Here is a 19,151-nt window from a genome sequence, read left to right as displayed (position 1 = left end):
CGAAGTCGGCGAGCGGGGAGACCGAGACCGTCTCCGCGCCGGAACGGGCCAGGAACAGCGTGAATCTCGACGATCTGATCAGCGAATACGCGGGCATCGAGGAACGTCTCGCCGACCCGTCCGTCCATGCCGACCAGAACCTGGCCCGCAAGCTCGGCAAGCGCTACGCCGAGCTGCGGCCGATCGTCGAGACGCACCGCGAGCTGTCCTCGACCGAGGGCGACCTCGCCACGGCCCGCGAGCTGGCCGGGGAGGACGCGGCGTTCGCCGCCGAGGCCGAGGAGCTCGACCGGCACCGCGAGGGGCTGGAGGAGCGGCTGCGGCACCTCCTCGTCCCGCGCGACCCGAACGACGCCAAGGACGTCATCCTCGAGGTGAAGGCCGGCGAGGGCGGCGAGGAGTCGGCCCTGTTCGCCGGCGACCTGCTGCGCATGTACCTGCGGTACGCCGAGCGCGTCGGCTGGAAGACCGAGGTCCTCGACGCGCACCCGTCCGACCTCGGCGGGTACAAGGACGTCACCGTCGCCGTGAAGGCGAGGGCCTCCCAGGAAGAGGGGGTCTGGACGCGGCTCAAGTTCGAGGGCGGCGTGCACCGCGTGCAGCGGGTGCCCGCGACCGAGTCGCAGGGACGCATCCACACCAGCGCGGTCGGCGTCCTGGTGACGCCCGAGGCCGAGGACGTGGACGTCCAGATCGACCCGAACGACCTGCGCATCGACGTGTACCGCTCGTCCGGGCCGGGGGGGCAGAGCGTCAACACGACCGACTCCGCGGTCCGCATCACGCACCTGCCGACCGGTGTGGTCGTGTCCTGCCAGAACGAGAAGAGCCAGCTGCAGAACAAGGAGCAGGCGCTGCGCATCCTGCGGTCCCGGCTGCTGGCGATGGCGCAGGAGGAGGCGGACGCCGCGGCGGCCGCCGAGCGCAAGAGCCAGGTCCGGACGGTCGACCGCTCCGAGCGGGTGCGCACCTACAACTATCCGGAGAACCGGATCTCCGACCACCGGGTCGGCTACAAGGCCTACAACCTCGACCAGGTGCTGGACGGCGACCTCCACAACGTCACGCAGGCGCTCGTCGACGCCGAACTGGAACGCCGGCTGGCCGAAGCCCAAAAGTCATGAGCGCAGCGAACCGGGGGGCGTGGGGGGTCGTCCCCCCTCGAAGGGCAGGATCATGAAACTGCTGCTCGACGAGATCGCCAGGGCCACCGCCCGACTCGCCGACGCGGGTGCCGCCTCGCCTCGCGCCGACGCCGAGGAGCTCGCGGCGGCCGTGCACCGGGTGCGGCGCTCGGAGCTGCACGGCGTGCCCGACAGCGCGTTCGACGCCCGGTTCTGGGAGTTCGTCGCGCGCCGCGAGGCGGGCGAGCCGCTGCAGCACATCACCGGCCGCGCGTTCTTCCGGTATCTGGAGCTGAAGGTCGGGCCGGGCGTGTTCGTCCCGCGTCCGGAGACCGAGGTGATGGTCGGCTGGGCGCTGGAGCGGCTCCGCGACATGGACGTCCGCGACCCGCTCGTCGTCGACCTCGGCACCGGCTCCGCCGCGATCGCGCTGTCGATCGCCCTCGAAGCGCCGCGCGCCCGCGTGCACGCCGTGGAGAAGGACCCGACCGCGTTCGTGCACGCGACCCGCAACGTCGAGGAGCTGGACGAGCGGGGCCGCGTCCGGACGCATCTGGGCGACTTCGGCACCGCCCTCTCCGAGCTGGACGGCACCGTCGACCTCGTCGTCAGCAACCCCCCGTACATCCCGATGAGCGAGTGGGAGTACGTCCCGCGCGACGTCCGCGACCACGACCCCGCCGACGCGCTGTGGGGCGGCGGCGACGACGGGCTGAACGCGATCCGGGTGGTCGAGCGCTCCGCCCGGCGGCTGCTGCGGCCCGGCGGCTACGTGGCCGTCGAGCACAGCGACCTGCAGGGCAACGGCGTCTACTGGATCTTCGCCGAGGAGAACGGCTGGCGCGACGTCCGCAACCGCCGCGACCTGACCAACCGGGACCGCTTCGTCACCGCCCGCCTGGCCGCCGACTGACGGCGCGCGCGGAAGCGGCCTGAGCGAGGCGGGCGGCGTGGGAAACTGGGTCGGTGAGCCGACGTTATGACTGCTCCGAGCCGATGGAGCGCACCCGCGGGATCGCCGAGGCCGTGTCGGCGGTGCGGCGCGGCGAGCTGGTGGTCCTGCCGACCGACACGGTGTACGGCGTGGGCGCCGACGCGTTCGTGCCGCCCGCCGTGACCGCCCTGCTGGACGCCAAGGGCCGCGGCCGCGAGATGCCGCCGCCGGTGCTGGTCGGGTCCGTCCGGGCCGCGACCGCGCTGGTGGAGGACCTCGGCACCTACGGGCAGGACCTCATCGACGAGTTCTGGCCGGGCGCGCTGACGCTGGTGTGCCGCGCGAACCCGAACCTGATGTGGGACCTCGGCGAGACCAAGGGGACCGTCGCGGTCCGCATGCCGATGCACGAGCTGGCGGTGGAGCTGCTCAAGGAGACGGGCCCGCTCGCCGTCAGCAGCGCGAACCTCAGCGGGCAGCAGGCCGCCAGGACGGCGGACGAGGCCGAGAAGATGCTCGGCGACTCGGTCGCGGTGTACCTGGACGGCGGCGCCTCCGGGCGCGGCGACCCGTCCACGATCGTGGACCTCACCGGCCCGGTCCCGCGCCTGCTGCGGGTGGGCGCCATCCCCGAGGACAAGATCCGCTCGGTGGTCGGCGTGCTCCTCACCGAGGAGGACGAGCCCGACGAGCTCGCAGCGTCCCCGTCCGCGCCGGAGGAAGCCAAGCCTTCCCTCACCAAGGAGCCGGTCGCCGAGGCCCCGGACGGGCTCGCTGAGGGTCCCGCCGAGGCATCTGAGGCGGGGGCACCCGAGGCCGGGGCGAAGCCCTCGCTCACCAAGGACGCGCCCGCCGAATCCGGCACCCCAGCCGAACCCGGCACACCCGCCGAACCCGGCAAAGACGACTAGGCGGACCCCGGCGGGGCCCCGCCGGGCCGGGGCCGTGGCCGTTCCCGGCCGGACACGGGGAGCACCGGCCGCGTTACGCGGACGCGATGGCGGCAACGGTGCGAGCATGCCTGACGTGCGTGGCCGTGTCCGGGGGCCCGCGATCGCCGCGGGTGTGCTGCTGCTGACCGCCGTGCTCGGGCTGCCCGTCCTGCTCGGGCCGACCGCGGGCGCGGCGGCCGCCGAGCCCGGTCCCGGGGTATCCAGGGGCGCCCCGCCGCCCGAGCACTCCTACCGGGGCGAGAGCATCCCGGCCTACGACGTCGTCCTCACCATCGGCACCGACGGGGTGCTGTACGTCCGGGAGACGATCACCTACGACTTCGACCGGACGGGCGAGCACGGGATCGTGCGGCATGTGCCGTTCCGCCGCGGCGACCGGCTCTACGACGTGCGGAACGTCAGCAGCAGCTCGTCCACCGGCGCCCCGGCGCGGGTGCGGACGACGCGGTTCCTGCACGACGTGCAGATCAGCGTCGGCGACCGGAACCGCGAGGTCCGCGGGCGGCAGGCGTACGTGATCGAGTACGAGGTCGGGCGGGCGTTCACCCCGCGCGCCGGCCACGACGAGCTGGTCTGGGACGCGATCGGGACGAGCTGGGCCGTCCCCATCGGGAACGCGGCGGTCCGGGTGGAGGCGCCGGTGCCGCTGCGGCACGCCACCTGCCGGGCGGGCGCCGCCGGCGCGACGACCCGGTGCCTGCGCGACCGCGACGGCCCCTACGCCATCGACTTCATCCAGAACGCGCTCGCCCCGCACGAGGGCATGAAGATCCGGGTCCGGCTGCCCAAGCACGCGATCGCCGTGCGGCCGCCGCGGTACGTCCCGCCGCGCTGGACGGGCGACTGGCCGGGCACCGCCGTGCTGGCCCTCGCGCTCGCCGCCGTCCCGCTGCTGGCGCTGCGCCCGGCGCCGCGCGGGCGGACCGGGGCCGGCCTGGTCGCGGCCGGGCTGCTGCTCGTCGTCGCGGACGCGGGGGACGACATCGCGGCGCGCGGCCCGTGGGCGTTCTCGCTGGGCGACCGGTGCCTCGCCGGCCTCGCGCTCGTCATCGTCGGGGCCGGGATCGTGTGCGTGCACCGGGCCGGTGCGGGCCGATCCGCCCCGGACGGCCGCCCGGTGGGACTACAGTTGGTCGGTCGCGACGTGAACAGATCGTCCCGGCGGGCCGTCTACCAAGGTGAGGACCTGGGTGAACCCCCGCCGAGGCGGGGCGCGTAACACCGGAGACCGGCGAAGGGAGGCGCAGGGGAGTGCGGGAGTACCTGCTCACCATCCTTGTCGCCGCCCTTGTCGCCTACCTGCTGACCCCGTCGGTGCGCAGGTTCGCCGTCTGGTTCGGCGCCCAGGCCGTCCCGCGCGACCGCGACGTGCACGTCATCCCGACGCCCCGGCTCGGCGGCCTCGCGATGTTCGGCGGGATGGTGGCCGCGCTGGTGGTGGCGACCGGGCTGCCGGAGATGCGCAAGGTCCTCGGCGACGGCGGGATCAGCGTGAGCAAGGCGCTGCTGCTGTCGGGCGGCCTGATCGTGCTGATCGGGATCGCCGACGACCGCTGGGAGGTGGACGCGCTCACCAAGTTCGCCGGGCAGGTCGCGGCCGCCGGGATCTTCATCATGCAGGGCATCCAGATCTACGTGATCCCGCTGCCGACGGGTGACTCGCTGTCGCTGCCGCCCGCCTACGGGGTGCCGCTCACCGTCCTGGTCGTGGTCGCCACGATCAACGCGGTCAACTTCATCGACGGCCTGGACGGCCTGGCCGCCGGCGTCGTCGGGATCGCCGCGCTGGCGCTGTTCTCCTACGCCTACCTGCTGTCGAGGACGAACGGGCTGACCACGCTGACCGCCGCGACGCTGATCGCCGCGGTGCTGTTCGGGATGTGCGCGGGTTTCCTGCCGCACAACTTCAGCCCGGCCAAGATCTTCATGGGCGACACCGGCTCGATGCTGATCGGGCTGCTGCTCAGCGCGTCCACGATCATGCTGACCGGGCAGTTCGACCCGGCCATCCTCGCCAACGGGCTGTTCCCGTTCTTCGTCCCGGTGCTGCTGGTCCCGGCGGTGGCCGCGGTCCCGTTCATCGACATGCTGCTGGCGGTGCTGCGCCGCACCAGCCAGGGCCGGTCGCCGTTCGCCCCGGACAAGCAGCACCTGCACCACCGGCTGCTGCAACTCGGCCACTCCACCCGCCGGGCCGTGCTGATCATGTACTTCTGGGTCGGGCTGCTGGCCTCCGGGCTGGTCGGGCTCGTGCTGTTCGACGCCGCGTGGATCACCCTCGGCGTCACGCTGCTGGTGGCGACCGGCGGCGTGCTGCTGATGCTGCGCATCCCCGGCCGCCGCAAGTCCGCCCGGGGCGCCGCCGCGGGGCCCGGCGACCGTCCCGCCGACCGGCCCCCGATGCACGTCTGACCTGCGGGCCCACCGGTCCGCCCGGTGAACTGCGTCACGCTGTGCCGGGACGTTCCGACGCTCCGTGAGGATTTCTCCGGCCGTTCGGTCCGATGGTCTTGCCCTTGGGGCCCCGATGGGGAAGGGTTTGACGTCTCTCGCCCGTGTCACGAAACGTGTTCGCCAGGGGCGTCCGGTGCGGCGGCGCGTCCGCGCGCTTCCCGCCGGCGCACGGTCTGACCTGGGTTAAAGTCCGTGGTGCGAGCGTGGCCAGGATGGGTCCGCGGAGCCCGGCGGGGCATTACCTCTAGGGTAATTGTGGACAATCCGGACGCTTGTGATACCTTTCACGAACAACAGACGACCACTGAACGTGACCAGCCGGAGCCCTCATGCAAACCTCCGACGCCCGGATGCTCCGCGGCGCCGCGATCCCGACCGCGGTCGTCGGGGTGGGCGCCGTACTCATCGGCCTGCTGGCCGCCGGCGCCCAGGGCGCCCTCGCGGCGGCGACGGCCTCCGTCGTGGTGATCGCCTTCTTCTCGGTGAGCGCCCTGGTGGTCTCCTGGGCCGCCAAGTACTCGGCCCAGACCATGATGCTGGGCGCCCTCGCGAGCTACGTCGTGAAGATCCTCGCGGTGATGGTGCTGGTCACGGTCATGGACAGGGTCTCGATCTGGGACACCAAGGTCTTCGGCTGGACGGTCATCGGCCTCGCGCTGCTGTGGATCGCGTGCGAGTTCCGCGTCGTCATGCAGCGCAGGCCCTACATCGACGAACCCGAGAACCCCGGAACCGGGAAGCGGAAGGCCGCCGACGCCCTCGACCGGAGCCCGTGATGAAGGCCCCGCGACGGGTACCGGCGCCCAGGGACTACTCCAATATGACCACCGCGTGGGTGGCCTGCTATCGTCCGGAGCGCGATGAGCGAGCAGAAGCCTCGGCCGGAGGACGGCCAACGGGAATTCGCCGACGTCGCCTGGTCCGCGCCCAGCTACCTCCTCTCCGGGATGATCATCTGGGGCGGCATCGGGTGGCTGCTGTCCGAATGGACGCACCAGACCTGGCTGATCCCCGTCGGCCTGGTCATCGGTGCCGGGCTCGCCGTCTACCTGGTCTACCTGAAGTTCGGTCGCCACTCCTCCTGAGCGGCCCCGCAGAGGAACCCGCCGAGGAAGCCTTCGTGATACATCACCACATTGATGAAGGGAACGCCGCGTGAACGCGCTGACGGTCCTCGCCTCCGGGGGAGATGAGTTCCAGGCCCCGGGACTGGAACTGTTCGACTTCCCGCCCCTGTTCGCCGGCGGCCCCGAGTGGCTCACCAAGCCCGTGGTGTTCGCGGTCTTCGCCTCGGTCGTCGTCTGCGCCTTCTTCTGGTGGGCGTTCGCCAAGCCGAAGCTGGTGCCGCGGGGCGCGCAGAACATCGGCGAGATCGGCTACATGTTCGTCCGGGACGAGATCGCGCGTCCGTTCCTCGGCAAGAACACCGACCGGTGGATGCCGATGCTGATGTCGCTGTTCTTCCTGATCTGGTTCTGGAACATGTTCGCGGTCGTCCCGATCATCCAGTTCCCGATCGCGTCGCACATCGCCTTCCCGGCGGTCCTGGCGCTGTTCGTCTACTTCGTGAAGGTGTACCTGGGCCTGCGGCGCCAGGGACCGGTCAAGTACTTCACCAACATGATCCCCAAGGGCCTGCCGCTGCCGGTCTACTTCCTGCTGGTGCCCATCGAGTACCTCTCGACGTTCCTCATCGCCCCGTTCACCCACGCGGTCCGGCTCTTCGCGAACATGTTCGCGGGCCACATGATCCTGGCGTTCTTCAGCCTGGTCGGCTTCTGGTTCCTGTTCGAGAAGCCCACCGCCGCCGGATTCGGGGTCGGCCTCGTCGGCGTGCTCGTCACGATCATCCTCACGGCGCTGGAGCTGCTGATCCAGTTCCTGCAGGCGTTCCTGTTCGCGATGCTCGCCGCCATGTACATCCAGAGCGGCCTCGAAGCGGAACACTGAGTCCCGACCACCGAGCCCCTGGCCGCGGTGCTCCGGCACCCCGGCCCCCTCCGACAACCTCGCTAGCCCAGACCGGCGGAGACTCTGCCGGCCGACAGAAAAGGAATGAACCCATGACGGGAGTCCTCGCCGCCGTCGAAGGTAACGTCACCTCGATCGGGTACGGCCTCGCGGCCATCGGCCCGGGCATCGGCATCGGCATCATCTTCGGCCAGGGCGTGAACGCCATCGCCCGCCAGCCGGAGCTGACCGGCGTGATCCGCACCAACATGCTGCTGGGCTTCGTCCTCACCGAGGCCCTCGCACTGATCGGTCTGGTCGCGCCCTTCATCTTCCAGAGCATCTGACCGCGGGTCCATCTGAGGAAGGGCTGCAGACATGATCCGAGCAGCTTCCGTCCTGGCGGCGGAGGAGGCCAACAACCCTCTCATCCCGCACCCGTTCGAGCTGGTCGTCGGCATCTTCTCGTTCGCCGTCGTCATGATCGTCCTTGGCCGGATCCTCGTCCCGCGGCTGCAGAAGACGCTGGCGGAGCGGACCGAGGCGATCGAGGGCGGCCTGGTGCGGGCCGAGGAGGCGCAGAAAGAGGCGCAGCAGGTCCTCGACCAGTACAAGGCGCAGCAGAAGGCGGCCGCGGTCGAGGCGTCCAACGAGCGGCGCAAGGCCGAAGAGCAGGGCGCGCAGATCATCGCCGAGGCCAAGGAGAAGGCCCAGGCCGAGGCGCGCAAGATCGTCGAGGACGCCAAGAAGCAGATCGAGGCGGAGCGGCAGCAGGCGCTGCAGTCGCTGCGCGCCGAGATCGGCACCATGTCGGTCGAGCTGGCCGGCCGTGTCGTGGGCGAGTCCCTTGAGGACGGCGCACGGCAGAGCCGGGTCGTCGACCGGTTCCTCGAGGAGCTCGAAAGCCGCGCTCGCACGCAGGAGCAGGTTCAATCATGACCTACTTGATGTCGCGCCTCCGGCACGACGGGCCATGGCGCTTTAACGCCCGGTCTTCCCTCGTCGCTCGTACCTCGCTCCTCAGTCCAGACCGGGCGGCGCCATGACCATCACGGGAGCGGTGAGCAGGGCGTCGCTGGCCGCGGCAAGGGAGCGGCTGGAGGCGGTCATCCCGTCCGCCGACCTGGCCGCGCTCGGTGGCGACCTGTTCGCGGTGCTGCACCTGATCGACCGCGAGCACGGCCTGCGGCGGGCGGTCTCCGACCCCTCGCGGGACGGTGCCGACAAGGCGCAGCTCGTCCAGATCCTGCTGGAGGGCAAGGTGTCGCCGGCCGCTCTCGGGCTGGTCGGCGACGTCGTCCGGCTGCGCTGGACGAAGCCCTCGGAGCTGTCGGACGCGCTGGAGGCCCTCGCGGTCACCGCCGAGGCCGCCCGCGCCGAGGCCGACGGCAGGATCGACGATCTCGAGGACGAGCTGTTCCGGTTCTCCCGGGTCATCGAGGGGGAGGCCGCGCTGCGCGGTGCCCTCGCCGCCCCGGGGCTGCCGGACGACCGCAAGCTCGGCGTGGTCACCGCGCTGCTGGACGGCAAGGTGACCCCGGCGGCGCTGACGCTGATCACCGAGCTGGTGCTGCGTCCGCGAGGACGTAGCCTGGAAGGCGGGCTCGCCGGCTACGGCAAGCTCGTCGCCCAGCGCCGGCAGCGGCTGGTCGCCCTCGTCCGGACGCCGGCCGCGCTGTCGGCGCAGCAGCGGACCCGGCTCGCCGCGGTGCTCGCCGCCGCCTACGGCCACGAAGTACACCTGAACATCGAGCTCGACCCCACGGCGATCGGCGGACTGTCGGTCGAGATCGGGGACGAGATCATCGACGGCACGATCGCCGGACGGCTGGACGACCTCCGCCGGCGGCTCGGCACCGGCTGACGCCGGCAGAGCTGACCTTTTAGGGAGCAAGGAAGGAATCATGGCGGAGCTGACGATCCGTCCGGACGAGATCCGGACCGCGCTGGAGCGCTTCGTCCAGTCGTACGAGCCCGATGCCGCCGCGCGCGAAGAGGTCGGCACCGTCGTCGATTCCGGCGACGGCATCGCCCACATCGAGGGCCTGCCGTCCGCGATGGCGAACGAACTCATCGAGTTCGAGGACGGCACCCGTGGCCTGGCTCTGAACCTGGACGTCCGCGAGATCGGCGCCGTTGTCCTGGGTGACTTCAGCAAGATCGAGGAGGGCCAGAAGGCCCGCCGGACCGGCGAGGTCCTCTCGGTCCCCGTCGGCGACGGCTTCCTCGGCCGCGTCGTGGACGCGCTGGGCAACCCGCTGGACGGCAAGGGCCCGATCGAGACCACCGAGCGCCGCGCGCTCGAACTGCAGGCCCCCACGGTCGTGCAGCGGCAGTCGGTGAGCGAGCCGCTGCAGACCGGCATCAAGGCCATCGACGCGATGACGCCGATCGGCCGCGGCCAGCGGCAGCTGATCATCGGTGACCGGCAGACGGGCAAGACGACCGTCGCCGTGGACACCATCATCAACCAGAAGGAGAACTGGGAGTCCGGCGACGAGAGCAGGCAGGTCCGCTGCATCTACGTCGCGATCGGCCAGAAGGGCTCCACGATCGCCAACGTCCGCCGCTCCCTGGACGAGGCCGGCGCGCTGGAGTACACCACCATCGTGGCGGCCCCCGCGTCCGAGCCGGCGGGCTACAAGTACATCGCCCCCTACACCGGGTCCGCGATCGGCCAGCACTGGATGTACCAGGGCAAGCACGTCCTGATCATCTTCGACGACCTGTCGAAGCAGGCCGAGGCCTACCGCGCGGTGTCGCTGCTGCTGCGCCGCCCGCCGGGCCGCGAGGCCTACCCCGGTGACGTCTTCTACCTGCACTCGCGGCTGCTGGAGCGCTGCGCGAAGCTGTCGGACGACCTGGGCGCCGGTTCGATGACGGGTCTGCCGATCATCGAGACCAAGGGCAACGACGTGTCGGCCTACATTCCGACGAACGTCATCTCCATCACCGACGGGCAGTGCTTCCTGGAGTCGGACCTGTTCAACCAGGGCGTCCGGCCGGCGATCAACGTCGGCATCTCGGTGTCCCGGGTCGGCGGCGACGCGCAGATCAAGGCGATGAAGACGGTCGCCGGAACGCTGCGCCTGGCGCTGTCGCAGTTCCGCGACCTGGAGGCGTTCGCGGCGTTCGCGTCCGACCTGGACGCCGCCTCGCGGTCCCAGCTGGACCGCGGCGTGCGCCTGGTCGAGCTGCTGAAGCAGCCGCAGGGCAGCCCCTTCCCGGTCGAGCAGGAGGTCGTGTCGGTGTGGGCGGGCACGTCCGGCGAGCTGGACGAGGTCCCGGTCGCCGACATCCGCCGCTTCGAGCGCGAGTTCCTCGACTACGTCGAGCGCGAAGAGGCCGGGCTGCTGGCCTCCATCCGGGAGACGGGCAAGCTCTCCGACGACGGACTCACGAGCCTCAAGAACGCCGTCACGGAGTTCAAGAAGGGCTTCCAGACCAGCGAGGGCGAGCTGCTGGCCGAGGAGCCCGTCGAGGCGATCGACGAGGAGGACGTCAAACAGGAGACGATCACCCGCGTCAAGAAGGGCTGACGGCCATGCCCGCACAGGTACGCCAGCTCCGGCAGCGGATCAAGACGGTCAAGTCGACCGCCAAGATCACGCGCGCCCAGGAGATGATCGCCACGTCGCGGATCGTCAAGGCCCAGCAGGCGGTGGCGGCGTCCAAGCCGTACGCCGACCAGATCACGCAGGCCCTGACCGCGCTGGTGACCCACCACGTCGGGGTCGACCACCCGCTCCTCGCCGAGCAGCCGACCGACAACCGCAGCGCCGTCCTGATCGTCACGAGTGACCGCGGGTTCTGCGGCGCCTACAACGCCAACGTCATCCGCGAGGCCGAGGCGCTGATCAGGAAGCTGCGGGACGAGGGCCGCGAGCCGGTCCCGTACGTCGTCGGCACCAAGGGCATCGTCTGGTACCGGTTCCGGGGCCGGGAGGTCGCCGAGACCTGGAACGGGTTCAGCGACCGTCCGAAGTTCGGCAACGCCGAGAGCGTCGGGCGGCGGCTGACCGAGGACTTCCTCAAGACCGACGCCGAGGGCGGGGTCGGGGAGATCCACGTGGTCTACACCGAGTTCGTCTCGATGCTGACCCAGGCGGTCCGGGTGGCCAGGCTGGTGCCGCTGGAGATCGAGGAGACCGAGAGCTCCGCGGTCCCGCCGGCGTACGAGTTCGAGCCGTCCGCGCAGGCCGCGCTCGACCTTCTCCTGCCGAACTACATCGAGAGCCGCATCTTCCACATGATGCTGCAGTCGGCGGCGTCGTTCCAGGCGTCCGTCCGGCGGGCCATGAAGTCGGCGACCGACAATGCCAACGAACTGATCGGTGTCTACACGCGCCAGATGAACCAGGCGCGGCAGGCGGCGATCACCCAGGAAATCAGCGAGATCGTCGGTGGCGCTGACGCGCTCGCCGAGTCTGGCGGGGAGTGACAATGACTGCTCAGGTAGAGACGGCGACCGCGACCGGGCGCGTCGCACGCGTCATCGGCCCGGTCGTCGACGTGGAGTTCCCCGCCGACGCCATCCCGGAGATCTACAACGCCCTCAACGCGCAGGTCACCCTGGGCGGCGACGAGAAGACCCTGACGTTCGAGGTCGCCCAGCACCTCGGCGACAACATGGTCAGGGCGATCTCCATGCAGCCGACGGACGGCCTGGTGCGCGGTGCTCCGGTGACCGACTCGGGCCAGTCGATCGCGGTGCCGGTCGGCGACATCACCAAGGGCCACGTGTGGAACGCCCTCGGCGAGGCGCTGGACGTCCCGACGGCGTCGCTGGAGGTCAACGAGCGCTGGGGGATCCACCGCAGCGCTCCGGCGTTCGACCAGCTGGAGTCCAAGACCGAGATGCTGGAGACCGGCATCAAGGTCATCGACCTGCTGTGCCCGTACGTGCAGGGCGGCAAGATCGGCCTGTTCGGCGGCGCGGGTGTGGGCAAGACCGTCCTCATCCAGGAGATGATCCGCCGTGTCGCCCGCAACTTCGGCGGCACCTCGGTGTTCGCCGGCGTCGGCGAGCGCACCCGCGAGGGCAACGACCTCTGGGTGGAGATGGCGGAGGCGGACGTCCTCAAGGACACCGCGATGGTGTTCGGCCAGATGGACGAGCCGCCGGGCACCCGGCTGCGGGTGGCGCTGTCCGCGCTGACGATGGCGGAGTACTTCCGCGACGTCCAGAACCAGGACGTGCTGCTGTTCATCGACAACATCTTCCGGTTCACGCAGGCCGGCTCGGAGGTCTCCACGCTGCTCGGGCGCATGCCGTCCGCGGTGGGGTACCAGCCGACGCTGGCCGACGAGATGGGCGTGCTGCAGGAGCGGATCACCTCGACGCGCGGCAACTCGATCACCTCGATGCAGGCGATCTACGTGCCCGCGGACGACATCACCGACCCGGCGCCGCACACCACGTTCGCGCACCTGGACGCCACCACGACGCTGGCGCGGAGCATCTCCGAGAAGGGCATCTTCCCGGCGGTCGACCCGCTCGACTCCACCTCGCGGATCATGGACCCGCTGATCCTGGGGAACGAGCACTACTCGGTCGCGCAGGAGGTGAAGCGGATCCTGCAGAAGTACAAGGAGCTGCAGGACATCATCGCGATCCTCGGCATCGACGAGCTGTCCGAGGAGGACAAGGTCACCGTCCAGCGGGCGCGGCGCATCGAGCGCTTCCTGTCGCACCCGATGTACGTGGCCGAGCAGTTCACCGGCCAGCCCGGTGAGACGGTGCCGAAGGACGAGACGATCGCCTCCTTCAAGGCGCTCGCGGAGGGCAAGTACGACCACCTCCCCGAGCAGGCGTTCTTCATGTGCGGTGGCATCGAGGACGTCGAGAAGAAGGCCAGGGAGCTGGAGAAGTAGTCCGCTCCGGCGGGGCCGCCTCCGGGCCGCGCGCCCGGGGCGGTCCCCGCCGTACTTGGAGGAGGCAGACGTGGCAACCCTGAAGGTCGGGCTGGTCTCGCCGGAGCGCGAGATCTGGTCCGGCGAGGCCAAGACGGTGGTCGCCCAGACCATCGAGGGCTCGCTCGGCATCCTGCCGGGCCACGCCCCGGTGCTGGGCATCCTCCTGGACGGCAGCGTGGTGAAGATCGAGCCGGCGGACGGCGGCGAGCCGGTGCTGGCGGCGGTCGGCAACGGGTTCTTCTCCGTCGCCGCCGACGAGGTGTCGGTGCTGGCGGAGCAGGTCGAGCGGGGCGACGAGATCGACGTGGACGACGCCAAGCGGGCGCTGGACGCGGCGCTCCCGCTCTCGGCCGAGGACGCGACGCCCGAGCGGCGGGCCCGGGCGCGGCTGCGCGCGGCGGGCATCGAGGTCTAGGCGCCGGGCGCGGCGGCACTGACGGACGGCGGGGGATTTGGGCGAGCACCTGGCACTGGACGTGGGCGGGGTGCTCGCCGCGCTCGTCCTGGTGGCGGCGCTGCTGTTCGTGTCCATGGCGGTGCGCCGCTGGCTGTTCACGCGCGGCGGCGGCACCGTGGAGTGCAGCCTGCGGGAACTGGCCCTGGAGGGCGGAGCCCCCGGGGTGTGGCGGCTCGGTATCGGCCGCTACAAGGGCGACGAGCTGCACTGGCACCGCGTGTTCGGTTTCCGCGGACGGCCCCGGCAGGTGATCCACCGCCGGGGCCTCGTCGTGTCCAACCGGCGCACCCCGGACCGGGAGGAGGCGGAGGGCCTGCTGCCGGACGTGACCGTCATCGAGGTCAAGGACGGGGACGTGACGGTGGAGCTGGCGATGGGCGCGGCGGCGCTGACCGGCTTCCTGGCGTGGCTGGAGGCGGCCCCGCCCGGCTTCCCGGTGGACCTGCACCCGCCAGAGTGAACGGCTCCGGAATGGGCCGGTAAGGGTTCGGTCTGGATTCGGCACGGCCGCGGCGCCGCTGCTTTCGGGCGGGGGCGGCGGGGGTGATGATCGCGCTGGTCCGCTGCCTACCGCATCCGCTGGAGTGCACGTGCGCAAGCCCGTCATCGTCGCCTTCGCGGCGCTGCCCGTCCTCGTCCTGCCCGCCGCCGTGGCCGGCTTCGTGCCGGCGGCCGGTGCCGCACCCGCCCGTCCCGACCTCGCCAAGCTGGTCACGGTCAAGGACATGAAGGCGCATCTGGCCGCGTTCCAGGAGATCGCCGACTTCAACGGCGGTGACCGTGCGGCGGGGAGCGCGGGCTACGACGTGTCCGTGCGGTACGTCGTCGGGCGGCTGCGGAAGGCCGGCCTGACCCCGAAGGTGCAGAAGTTCACCTACCCGTACTGGCGTGAGCGGTCGCACGCGGCGCTCGCGCGGACGGCGCCGTCCAAGGCGTCCTACAAGCTGGAGAAGGACTTCCTCACGCTCGCGTACTCGGGGTCCGGCGATGTGACGGCGCCCGTCGTCGCCGTGGACATCCCCGCGAAGGGGGACGGGACGAGCGGCTGCGAGAAGGCGGACTTCAAGGGCTTCACGAAGGGGTCGATCGCCCTCCTCCAGCGGGGGACCTGCACCTTCGCGACGAAGGCGGCGAAGGCGAAGGCAGCGGGCGCGTCCGCTGTGCTGATCTTCAACAAGGCGGGGGAGAAGGGGCCGGTGAACGGGACGCTGTCCAAGCCGGTCGCGCTCCCGGCCCTCGGGCCGAGCCACGCGGTGGGCGCCGAGCTGGCGAAGGCCGCGAAGAAGGGCGGCCTGAAGCTGCGGGTGAAGACCGACACCGTGCACGGGAAGAAGAAGTCGTCCAACGTCATCGCCGACACCGAGCGCGGGCGGGCCGACAACGTGGTGCTGGCCGGTGCGCACTTGGACAGCGTCCCGGCCGGGCCGGGCATCAACGACAACGGCACCGGCGCCGCCGCGCTGCTCGCCGTCGCCACCAAGATCAAGGAGCTGGGCAAGAGCGACCTCCGCAACCGGGTGCGTTTCGCCTGGTGGGGTGCCGAGGAGGAGGGCCTGCGGGGGTCCGCGCACTACGTGGACTCCCTGTCGGAGGCGCAGCGCGGGCGGATCGCGCTGAACCTGAACTTCGACATGCTCGGCTCGCCGAACGGCACCCGCGGCGTCTACGACGGCGACCACTCGACCGGCACCGGCACGCGCGCGCCGGCCGGTTCGGGGGCGATCGAGAAGATGTTCCAGGACTACTTCAAGGGCCGCAAGCTGCCGACGACGGAGAGCGAGTTCAACGGGCGGTCCGACTACGGCCCGTTCATCGAGAAGGGCATTCCGTCCGGCGGGATCGACACCGGCGCCGAGGACCTGAAGACGGCCGCGGAGGCGAAGGCGTTCGGCGGGAAGGCCGGCAAGGCCTACGACGCGTGCTACCACGCCAAGTGCGACCGGCTGAAGAACGTCAACCTCAAGCTGCTGGACGGCAACGCCGACGGCGTCGCGCACGTCATCCAGCACCTGGCCCAGACGACGGTTGCCGTCAACGGCGGCGCCCGCCTCGACCTCGCGCAGGATCCGACCTACACCCCCCTCTGGCAAGGCCCGTACCTACTCCGCTAGCCGCTGGCTAGTCGGCCGGTTTGACGGTGATGCCGCCGTCGCGGGTGGCGAGGTCGATGTGGCGCTTGGAGCCGGAGTCCTGGTGGACGGCGCTGTCGATCCGCTTGGAGCCGTTGCTGGCGGACGCCTCGATGGCGTAGCCCTCCCCGCTCGGGAGGCGCAGGCGGATCGAACCGTTCTGGGTGACGGCCTTCACGTTCGCGGGCGGCGCGTCGAAGCCGAGCGCGATTCCGCCGTCCCTGGTGTTCGCCGTGAGCCGGTCGGCGGTCAGCCCGCGGGCGTCGATCGAGCCGTTGGCGGTGCCGAGGTCGGCGGTGGTGATCCGTCCGCTCACCTTGATCCGGCCGTCGCGGGACCGGGCGGTCAGCGTGTCCGCGGTGAGCCCGGTCGCGTCGACGGAGCCGTTGGCGCTGCGCACGTTCGCGGTCGTGACGTGGCCCGAGATGCGCAGCGAGCCGTCGTTGGAGGTGATCGACGCCGTGCTGGCGTGCAGGCCGGTCGCCCGGACGGAGCCGTTGTCGCTGTGCAGCTTCACGGCACCGCTGAGCCCGGTCGCGACGATCGCGCCGTCCCGGTCCTCGACCTCCACGGGCGTGCTCCGCGGCACCTGGACCTTGTAGGAGACCCCGCACGAGCTGAACCCGATCACCTGGGTGCCGCACTTGGACGACAGCGTCAGCGTGTTCCCCTCGGTGGAGTGCAGCGCCTTCGGCTTGTTCTTCTCGTTCGTCCAGCGCAGCCGCTCGCTGACCTTGATGCTCGGGACGTCGGCCGCGGTGACCTCGACCCGGCTCCCGTGCGTCTTGACCTTCAGCGTGGTGACGCCGGCGGGCGCGGTGTAGGAGCGGTCCGCGTGGTGCCTGCCGACGGTCAGGTTGCCGCAGCCGGCCAGTGCCGCCGCGGCCGCCGCCGCGACGGCCGTGACTGTCAGGGTCCTCACGTGGTCACTCCCGGTCTCGCCCGTCTGTACAGGACAAGCCTGCTCCAGGCGCGGCGGTGCCACCAGGAGGGGAGCCGGTCATCCGGGGGTGGGGTTAGCCCCACCCCGGCCCGGTTCAGCGCTCGCCGCCGGGCTTCCAGAGCACGTCGCCGTGCTCGGCGTTGGCGACGCGGCAGAGGATGAACAGCAGGTCGGACAGGCGGTTGAGGTACTTGGCGGTCAGCGGGTTCACCCCGCCCTCCGTACCCTCATCGGCGTTCCCGTGCGCCTCGACCGCCGCCCACGCGGACCTCTCGGCGCGCCGCGTCACCGTCCGGGCGATGTGCAGGAGCGCGCCGCCGGGCGTCCCGCCGGGGAGGATGAAGCTGCGCAGCGTCGGAAGATCGGCGTTGTGCTCGTCGCAGGCCGCCTCCAGCCGCTCGATGTAGGGCGCCTCGACGCGCAGCGGCGGGTACTGCGGGTCGGCGACGACGGGCGCGCACAGGTCGGCGCCCACGTCGAACATGTCGTTCTGGACGCCGGTCAGCAGCGCGACGAGGTCGTCCGGCAGGGAACCGAGCGCGAGGGCCGCGCCGATCGCGGCGTTGGCCTCCTCGACGTCGGCGTAGGCGGCGAGGCGCGGGTCGGTCTTGGACGTCCGGGACGCGTCGCCCAGTGCGGTGCTGCCGTCGTCGCCGGTACGGGTGTAGATCCGGGAGAGGACGACGGGGGTGTCCCTGTTCTTCGCCATACGCAGCACCCTAGCCGTGCCACTGGTAGAAGCCCGTTCGGTAGTGTTTCGGAAACACCCGGGAGGCCGCCGTGTACGACTACATCATCGTGGGAGCGGGCAGCGCGGGCTGCGTGCTCGCCGCCCGGCTCACCGAGGACCCCTCCGCCAAGGTCCTGCTGCTGGAGGCGGGCCCGCCCGACGACGCCCCGGAGATCCACATCCCGGCCGCCGTGGCCGCGCTGATCAAGGGCCCGTACGACTGGGACTACGCGACCGTCCCGCAGGAGCACGCGGCGGGCCGCAGCGTGTACTGGCCGCGGGGGCGGACGCTCGGCGGCAGCTCGTCCACCAACGCGATGATCTACATCCGCGGGGCCCGCTACGACTACGACACCTGGCGCGACTCCTACGGCTGCGACGGCTGGGGCTACGAGGACCTGCTGCCCTACTTCCGCCGCGCCGAGGACCAGCAGCGCGGCGAGCTGCCCTACCACGGCGTCGGCGGCCCGCTGCGCGTCGAGGACCTGCGCTACCGGCACCCGCTGACCCGGGCGTGGGTGCAGTCGGCCAAGGCGTACGGGCTCGCCGCCAACCCCGACTTCAACGGCGCCGACCAGGACGGCGTCGGCTTCTACCAGGTCACCCACAAGCGCGGGAAGCGCTGGTCGACCGCCGCCGGCTACCTGCACCCGATCGAGAACCGGCCGAACCTGACGGTCGTCACCGACGCCCTCGCCACCCGCGTCGTGATCGAGGACGGCCGCGCCGTCGGCGTCCACTACGAGGCGCGCGGCGAGACCCACTCGGCCCGCGCCGAAGCAGAGGTGATCCTCTCCGGCGGCGCGGTCAACAGCCCGCAGCTGCTCATGCTCTCGGGCATCGGCCCGGCCGACCACCTGCGCTCGCTGGGCATCGACGTCGTCGCCGACTCCCCGGTCGGCCGGCGGCTCCAGGACCACCCGTTCGTGAACGTCATGTTCGCGACCCCCCGCACGAAGCCCCTGTGGGAACTGGCGAACGCCCGCTCCTTCGCCCTCTACCAGGCCCTGGCGCGCGGCCCCTACGCCTCGAACGTCGCCGAGGCCGGCGGCTTCGTCCGGACGGTCGAGGGCCTCCCCGCGCCCGACCTCCAGTACCACGTCCTCCCGACCCCGTTCGTGAACCAGGGCCTCACCGAGTCGTCCGACCGGCTCCTGTCGGTCATGGTCACCGCGGTGGCCATCGCGAGCCGCGGCGCGCTCACCCTCCGCTCCGCCAGCCCCCACGCCAAGCCGCTGATCGACCCCGCCTACCTCGCGGACAAGGCCGACCTGGACATCCTGGTCGCCGGCGTCCGGCAGGCCCGCGAGATCGCCGCGTCCGGCCCGCTCTCGTCCCTGATCGGCGGCGAGTGGGCGCCCGGCGAGCAGGTCGAGTCGGACGAGGCCGTCATCGGCTTCGTCCGCCGCGAGACCGCGACGCTGTTCCACCCCACGAGCACCTGCGCGATGGGTACCGGCGACTCCGTCTGCGACGCGGAACTGCGCGTCCGCGGCGTAGAGGCCCTCCGCGTAGTGGACGCCTCAGTCATGCCGGCCGTCCCCCGAGGCAACACCAACGC

Annotated in this window: 20 protein-coding genes; 18 read left to right on the top strand and 2 right to left on the bottom strand. The window is 71.3% G+C overall.

What is annotated here, in order from left to right; all coding sequences use genetic code 11:
• Positions 1 to 59: 59 nt before the first annotated feature.
• The 17 genes from prfA (at position 60) to E1293_RS05245 (ending at position 15,899) form a co-directional block, all read left to right on the top strand.
• Positions 60 to 1,124, top strand: a complete 1,065-nt coding sequence (gene prfA, locus E1293_RS05325; RefSeq protein ID WP_132194409.1) for a peptide chain release factor 1 — start codon at positions 60 to 62, stop codon at positions 1,122 to 1,124.
• Positions 1,125 to 1,176: 52 nt separating this feature from the next.
• Positions 1,177 to 2,037 carry a peptide chain release factor N(5)-glutamine methyltransferase gene (gene prmC / locus E1293_RS05320; RefSeq protein WP_132194407.1) on the top strand — a complete coding sequence of 287 codons (861 nt, stop codon included), beginning with the start codon at positions 1,177 to 1,179 and terminating at the stop codon, positions 2,035 to 2,037.
• Between the two features lie 53 nt (positions 2,038 to 2,090).
• Positions 2,091 to 2,969 (top strand): L-threonylcarbamoyladenylate synthase, encoded by an 879-nt coding sequence (locus tag E1293_RS05315; RefSeq protein ID WP_132194405.1) that lies wholly within the window; start codon positions 2,091 to 2,093, stop codon positions 2,967 to 2,969.
• A gap of 106 nt (positions 2,970 to 3,075) precedes the next feature.
• Positions 3,076 to 4,230: a DUF2207 domain-containing protein gene (locus E1293_RS05310; RefSeq protein ID WP_132194403.1), complete on the top strand. Its 1,155-nt coding sequence runs from the start codon at positions 3,076 to 3,078 to the stop codon at positions 4,228 to 4,230.
• A gap of 32 nt (positions 4,231 to 4,262) precedes the next feature.
• Positions 4,263 to 5,423, top strand: coding sequence for a glycosyltransferase family 4 protein (locus E1293_RS05305; protein ID WP_132194401.1), 1,161 nt, complete (start codon positions 4,263 to 4,265; stop codon positions 5,421 to 5,423).
• A gap of 371 nt (positions 5,424 to 5,794) precedes the next feature.
• Entirely contained in the window at positions 5,795 to 6,241 is a 447-nt protein-coding gene (locus E1293_RS05300; protein WP_132194399.1) for a Cg1360 family ATP-synthase-associated protein, read from the top strand.
• An 84-nt stretch (positions 6,242 to 6,325) separates the two neighbouring features.
• The gene (locus tag E1293_RS05295) at positions 6,326 to 6,550 is read left to right on the top strand and encodes an AtpZ/AtpI family protein (RefSeq protein ID WP_132194397.1); all 225 of its coding nucleotides are present in this window, start codon (positions 6,326 to 6,328) and stop codon (positions 6,548 to 6,550) included.
• Between the two features lie 70 nt (positions 6,551 to 6,620).
• Complete coding sequence (gene atpB / locus E1293_RS05290) at positions 6,621 to 7,415, top strand: F0F1 ATP synthase subunit A (RefSeq protein WP_132194395.1); 795 nt, start codon at positions 6,621 to 6,623, stop codon at positions 7,413 to 7,415.
• 113 nt (positions 7,416 to 7,528) lie between these two features.
• Positions 7,529 to 7,762: an ATP synthase F0 subunit C gene (atpE, locus tag E1293_RS05285; RefSeq protein WP_132194393.1), complete on the top strand. Its 234-nt coding sequence runs from the start codon at positions 7,529 to 7,531 to the stop codon at positions 7,760 to 7,762.
• A gap of 31 nt (positions 7,763 to 7,793) precedes the next feature.
• Positions 7,794 to 8,354, top strand: coding sequence for a F0F1 ATP synthase subunit B (locus E1293_RS05280; RefSeq protein ID WP_207938675.1), 561 nt, complete (start codon positions 7,794 to 7,796; stop codon positions 8,352 to 8,354).
• Between the two features lie 103 nt (positions 8,355 to 8,457).
• Positions 8,458 to 9,279, top strand: a complete 822-nt coding sequence (locus E1293_RS05275; protein WP_132194391.1) for a F0F1 ATP synthase subunit delta — start codon at positions 8,458 to 8,460, stop codon at positions 9,277 to 9,279.
• 40 nt (positions 9,280 to 9,319) lie between these two features.
• Complete coding sequence (gene atpA / locus E1293_RS05270; protein WP_132194389.1) at positions 9,320 to 10,954, top strand: F0F1 ATP synthase subunit alpha; 1,635 nt, start codon at positions 9,320 to 9,322, stop codon at positions 10,952 to 10,954.
• Positions 10,955 to 10,959: 5 nt separating this feature from the next.
• Positions 10,960 to 11,856, top strand: a complete 897-nt coding sequence (locus E1293_RS05265; RefSeq protein ID WP_132194387.1) for a F0F1 ATP synthase subunit gamma — start codon at positions 10,960 to 10,962, stop codon at positions 11,854 to 11,856.
• Between the two features lie 2 nt (positions 11,857 to 11,858).
• Positions 11,859 to 13,289 (top strand): F0F1 ATP synthase subunit beta, encoded by a 1,431-nt coding sequence (gene atpD, locus E1293_RS05260; RefSeq protein WP_132194385.1) that lies wholly within the window; start codon positions 11,859 to 11,861, stop codon positions 13,287 to 13,289.
• A gap of 70 nt (positions 13,290 to 13,359) precedes the next feature.
• Entirely contained in the window at positions 13,360 to 13,746 is a 387-nt protein-coding gene (locus E1293_RS05255; protein ID WP_132194383.1) for a F0F1 ATP synthase subunit epsilon, read from the top strand.
• Positions 13,747 to 13,783: 37 nt separating this feature from the next.
• Positions 13,784 to 14,248 (top strand): DUF2550 domain-containing protein, encoded by a 465-nt coding sequence (locus E1293_RS05250; RefSeq protein ID WP_132194381.1) that lies wholly within the window; start codon positions 13,784 to 13,786, stop codon positions 14,246 to 14,248.
• A 130-nt stretch (positions 14,249 to 14,378) separates the two neighbouring features.
• On the top strand, positions 14,379 to 15,899 hold the full coding sequence (locus tag E1293_RS05245; RefSeq protein ID WP_243716033.1) for a M20/M25/M40 family metallo-hydrolase: 1,521 nt from the start codon (positions 14,379 to 14,381) through the stop codon (positions 15,897 to 15,899).
• A 7-nt stretch (positions 15,900 to 15,906) separates the two neighbouring features.
• Here the strand turns inward: E1293_RS05245 and E1293_RS05240 are convergent, their stop codons facing one another.
• Positions 15,907 to 16,839 (bottom strand): DUF4097 family beta strand repeat-containing protein, encoded by a 933-nt coding sequence (locus E1293_RS05240; RefSeq protein WP_165978085.1) that lies wholly within the window; start codon positions 16,837 to 16,839, stop codon positions 15,907 to 15,909.
• A gap of 115 nt (positions 16,840 to 16,954) precedes the next feature.
• Positions 16,955 to 17,569 carry a cob(I)yrinic acid a,c-diamide adenosyltransferase gene (locus tag E1293_RS05235; protein ID WP_132194377.1) on the bottom strand — a complete coding sequence of 205 codons (615 nt, stop codon included), beginning with the start codon at positions 17,567 to 17,569 and terminating at the stop codon, positions 16,955 to 16,957.
• Positions 17,570 to 17,640: 71 nt separating this feature from the next.
• Here E1293_RS05235 and E1293_RS05230 point away from each other — a divergent pair.
• Positions 17,641 to 19,151 (top strand): GMC family oxidoreductase (locus E1293_RS05230; protein ID WP_132194375.1); only part of this gene is annotated, 1,511 nt, incomplete at its 3' end.

The organism is Actinomadura darangshiensis (assembly GCF_004349235.1).
Taxonomy (GTDB): Bacteria; Actinomycetota; Actinomycetes; order Streptosporangiales; family Streptosporangiaceae; genus Spirillospora; species Spirillospora darangshiensis.
Note: the sequence above shows the minus strand (reverse complement) of the source record. Positions and strands in the feature narration are given on the sequence as shown.

Bases quoted from the DNA above. Each gene is read 5' to 3' on its own strand.
- E1293_RS05310 (WP_132194403.1), top strand. From the start codon at position 3,076: ATGCCTGACGTGCGTGGCCGTGTCCGGGGGCCCGCGATCGCCGCGGGT.
- E1293_RS05235 (WP_132194377.1), bottom strand. From the start codon at position 17,569: ATGGCGAAGAACAGGGACACCCCCGTCGTCCTCTCCCGGATCTACACC.
- E1293_RS05295 (WP_132194397.1), top strand. From the start codon at position 6,326: ATGAGCGAGCAGAAGCCTCGGCCGGAGGACGGCCAACGGGAATTCGCC.
- atpA (WP_132194389.1), top strand. From the start codon at position 9,320: ATGGCGGAGCTGACGATCCGTCCGGACGAGATCCGGACCGCGCTGGAG.
- atpE (WP_132194393.1), top strand. From the start codon at position 7,529: ATGACGGGAGTCCTCGCCGCCGTCGAAGGTAACGTCACCTCGATCGGG.
- E1293_RS05280 (WP_207938675.1), top strand. From the start codon at position 7,794: ATGATCCGAGCAGCTTCCGTCCTGGCGGCGGAGGAGGCCAACAACCCT.
- atpD (WP_132194385.1), top strand. From the start codon at position 11,859: ATGACTGCTCAGGTAGAGACGGCGACCGCGACCGGGCGCGTCGCACGC.
- E1293_RS05300 (WP_132194399.1), top strand. From the start codon at position 5,795: ATGCAAACCTCCGACGCCCGGATGCTCCGCGGCGCCGCGATCCCGACC.
- E1293_RS05275 (WP_132194391.1), top strand. From the start codon at position 8,458: ATGACCATCACGGGAGCGGTGAGCAGGGCGTCGCTGGCCGCGGCAAGG.
- prmC (WP_132194407.1), top strand. From the start codon at position 1,177: ATGAAACTGCTGCTCGACGAGATCGCCAGGGCCACCGCCCGACTCGCC.
- E1293_RS05265 (WP_132194387.1), top strand. From the start codon at position 10,960: ATGCCCGCACAGGTACGCCAGCTCCGGCAGCGGATCAAGACGGTCAAG.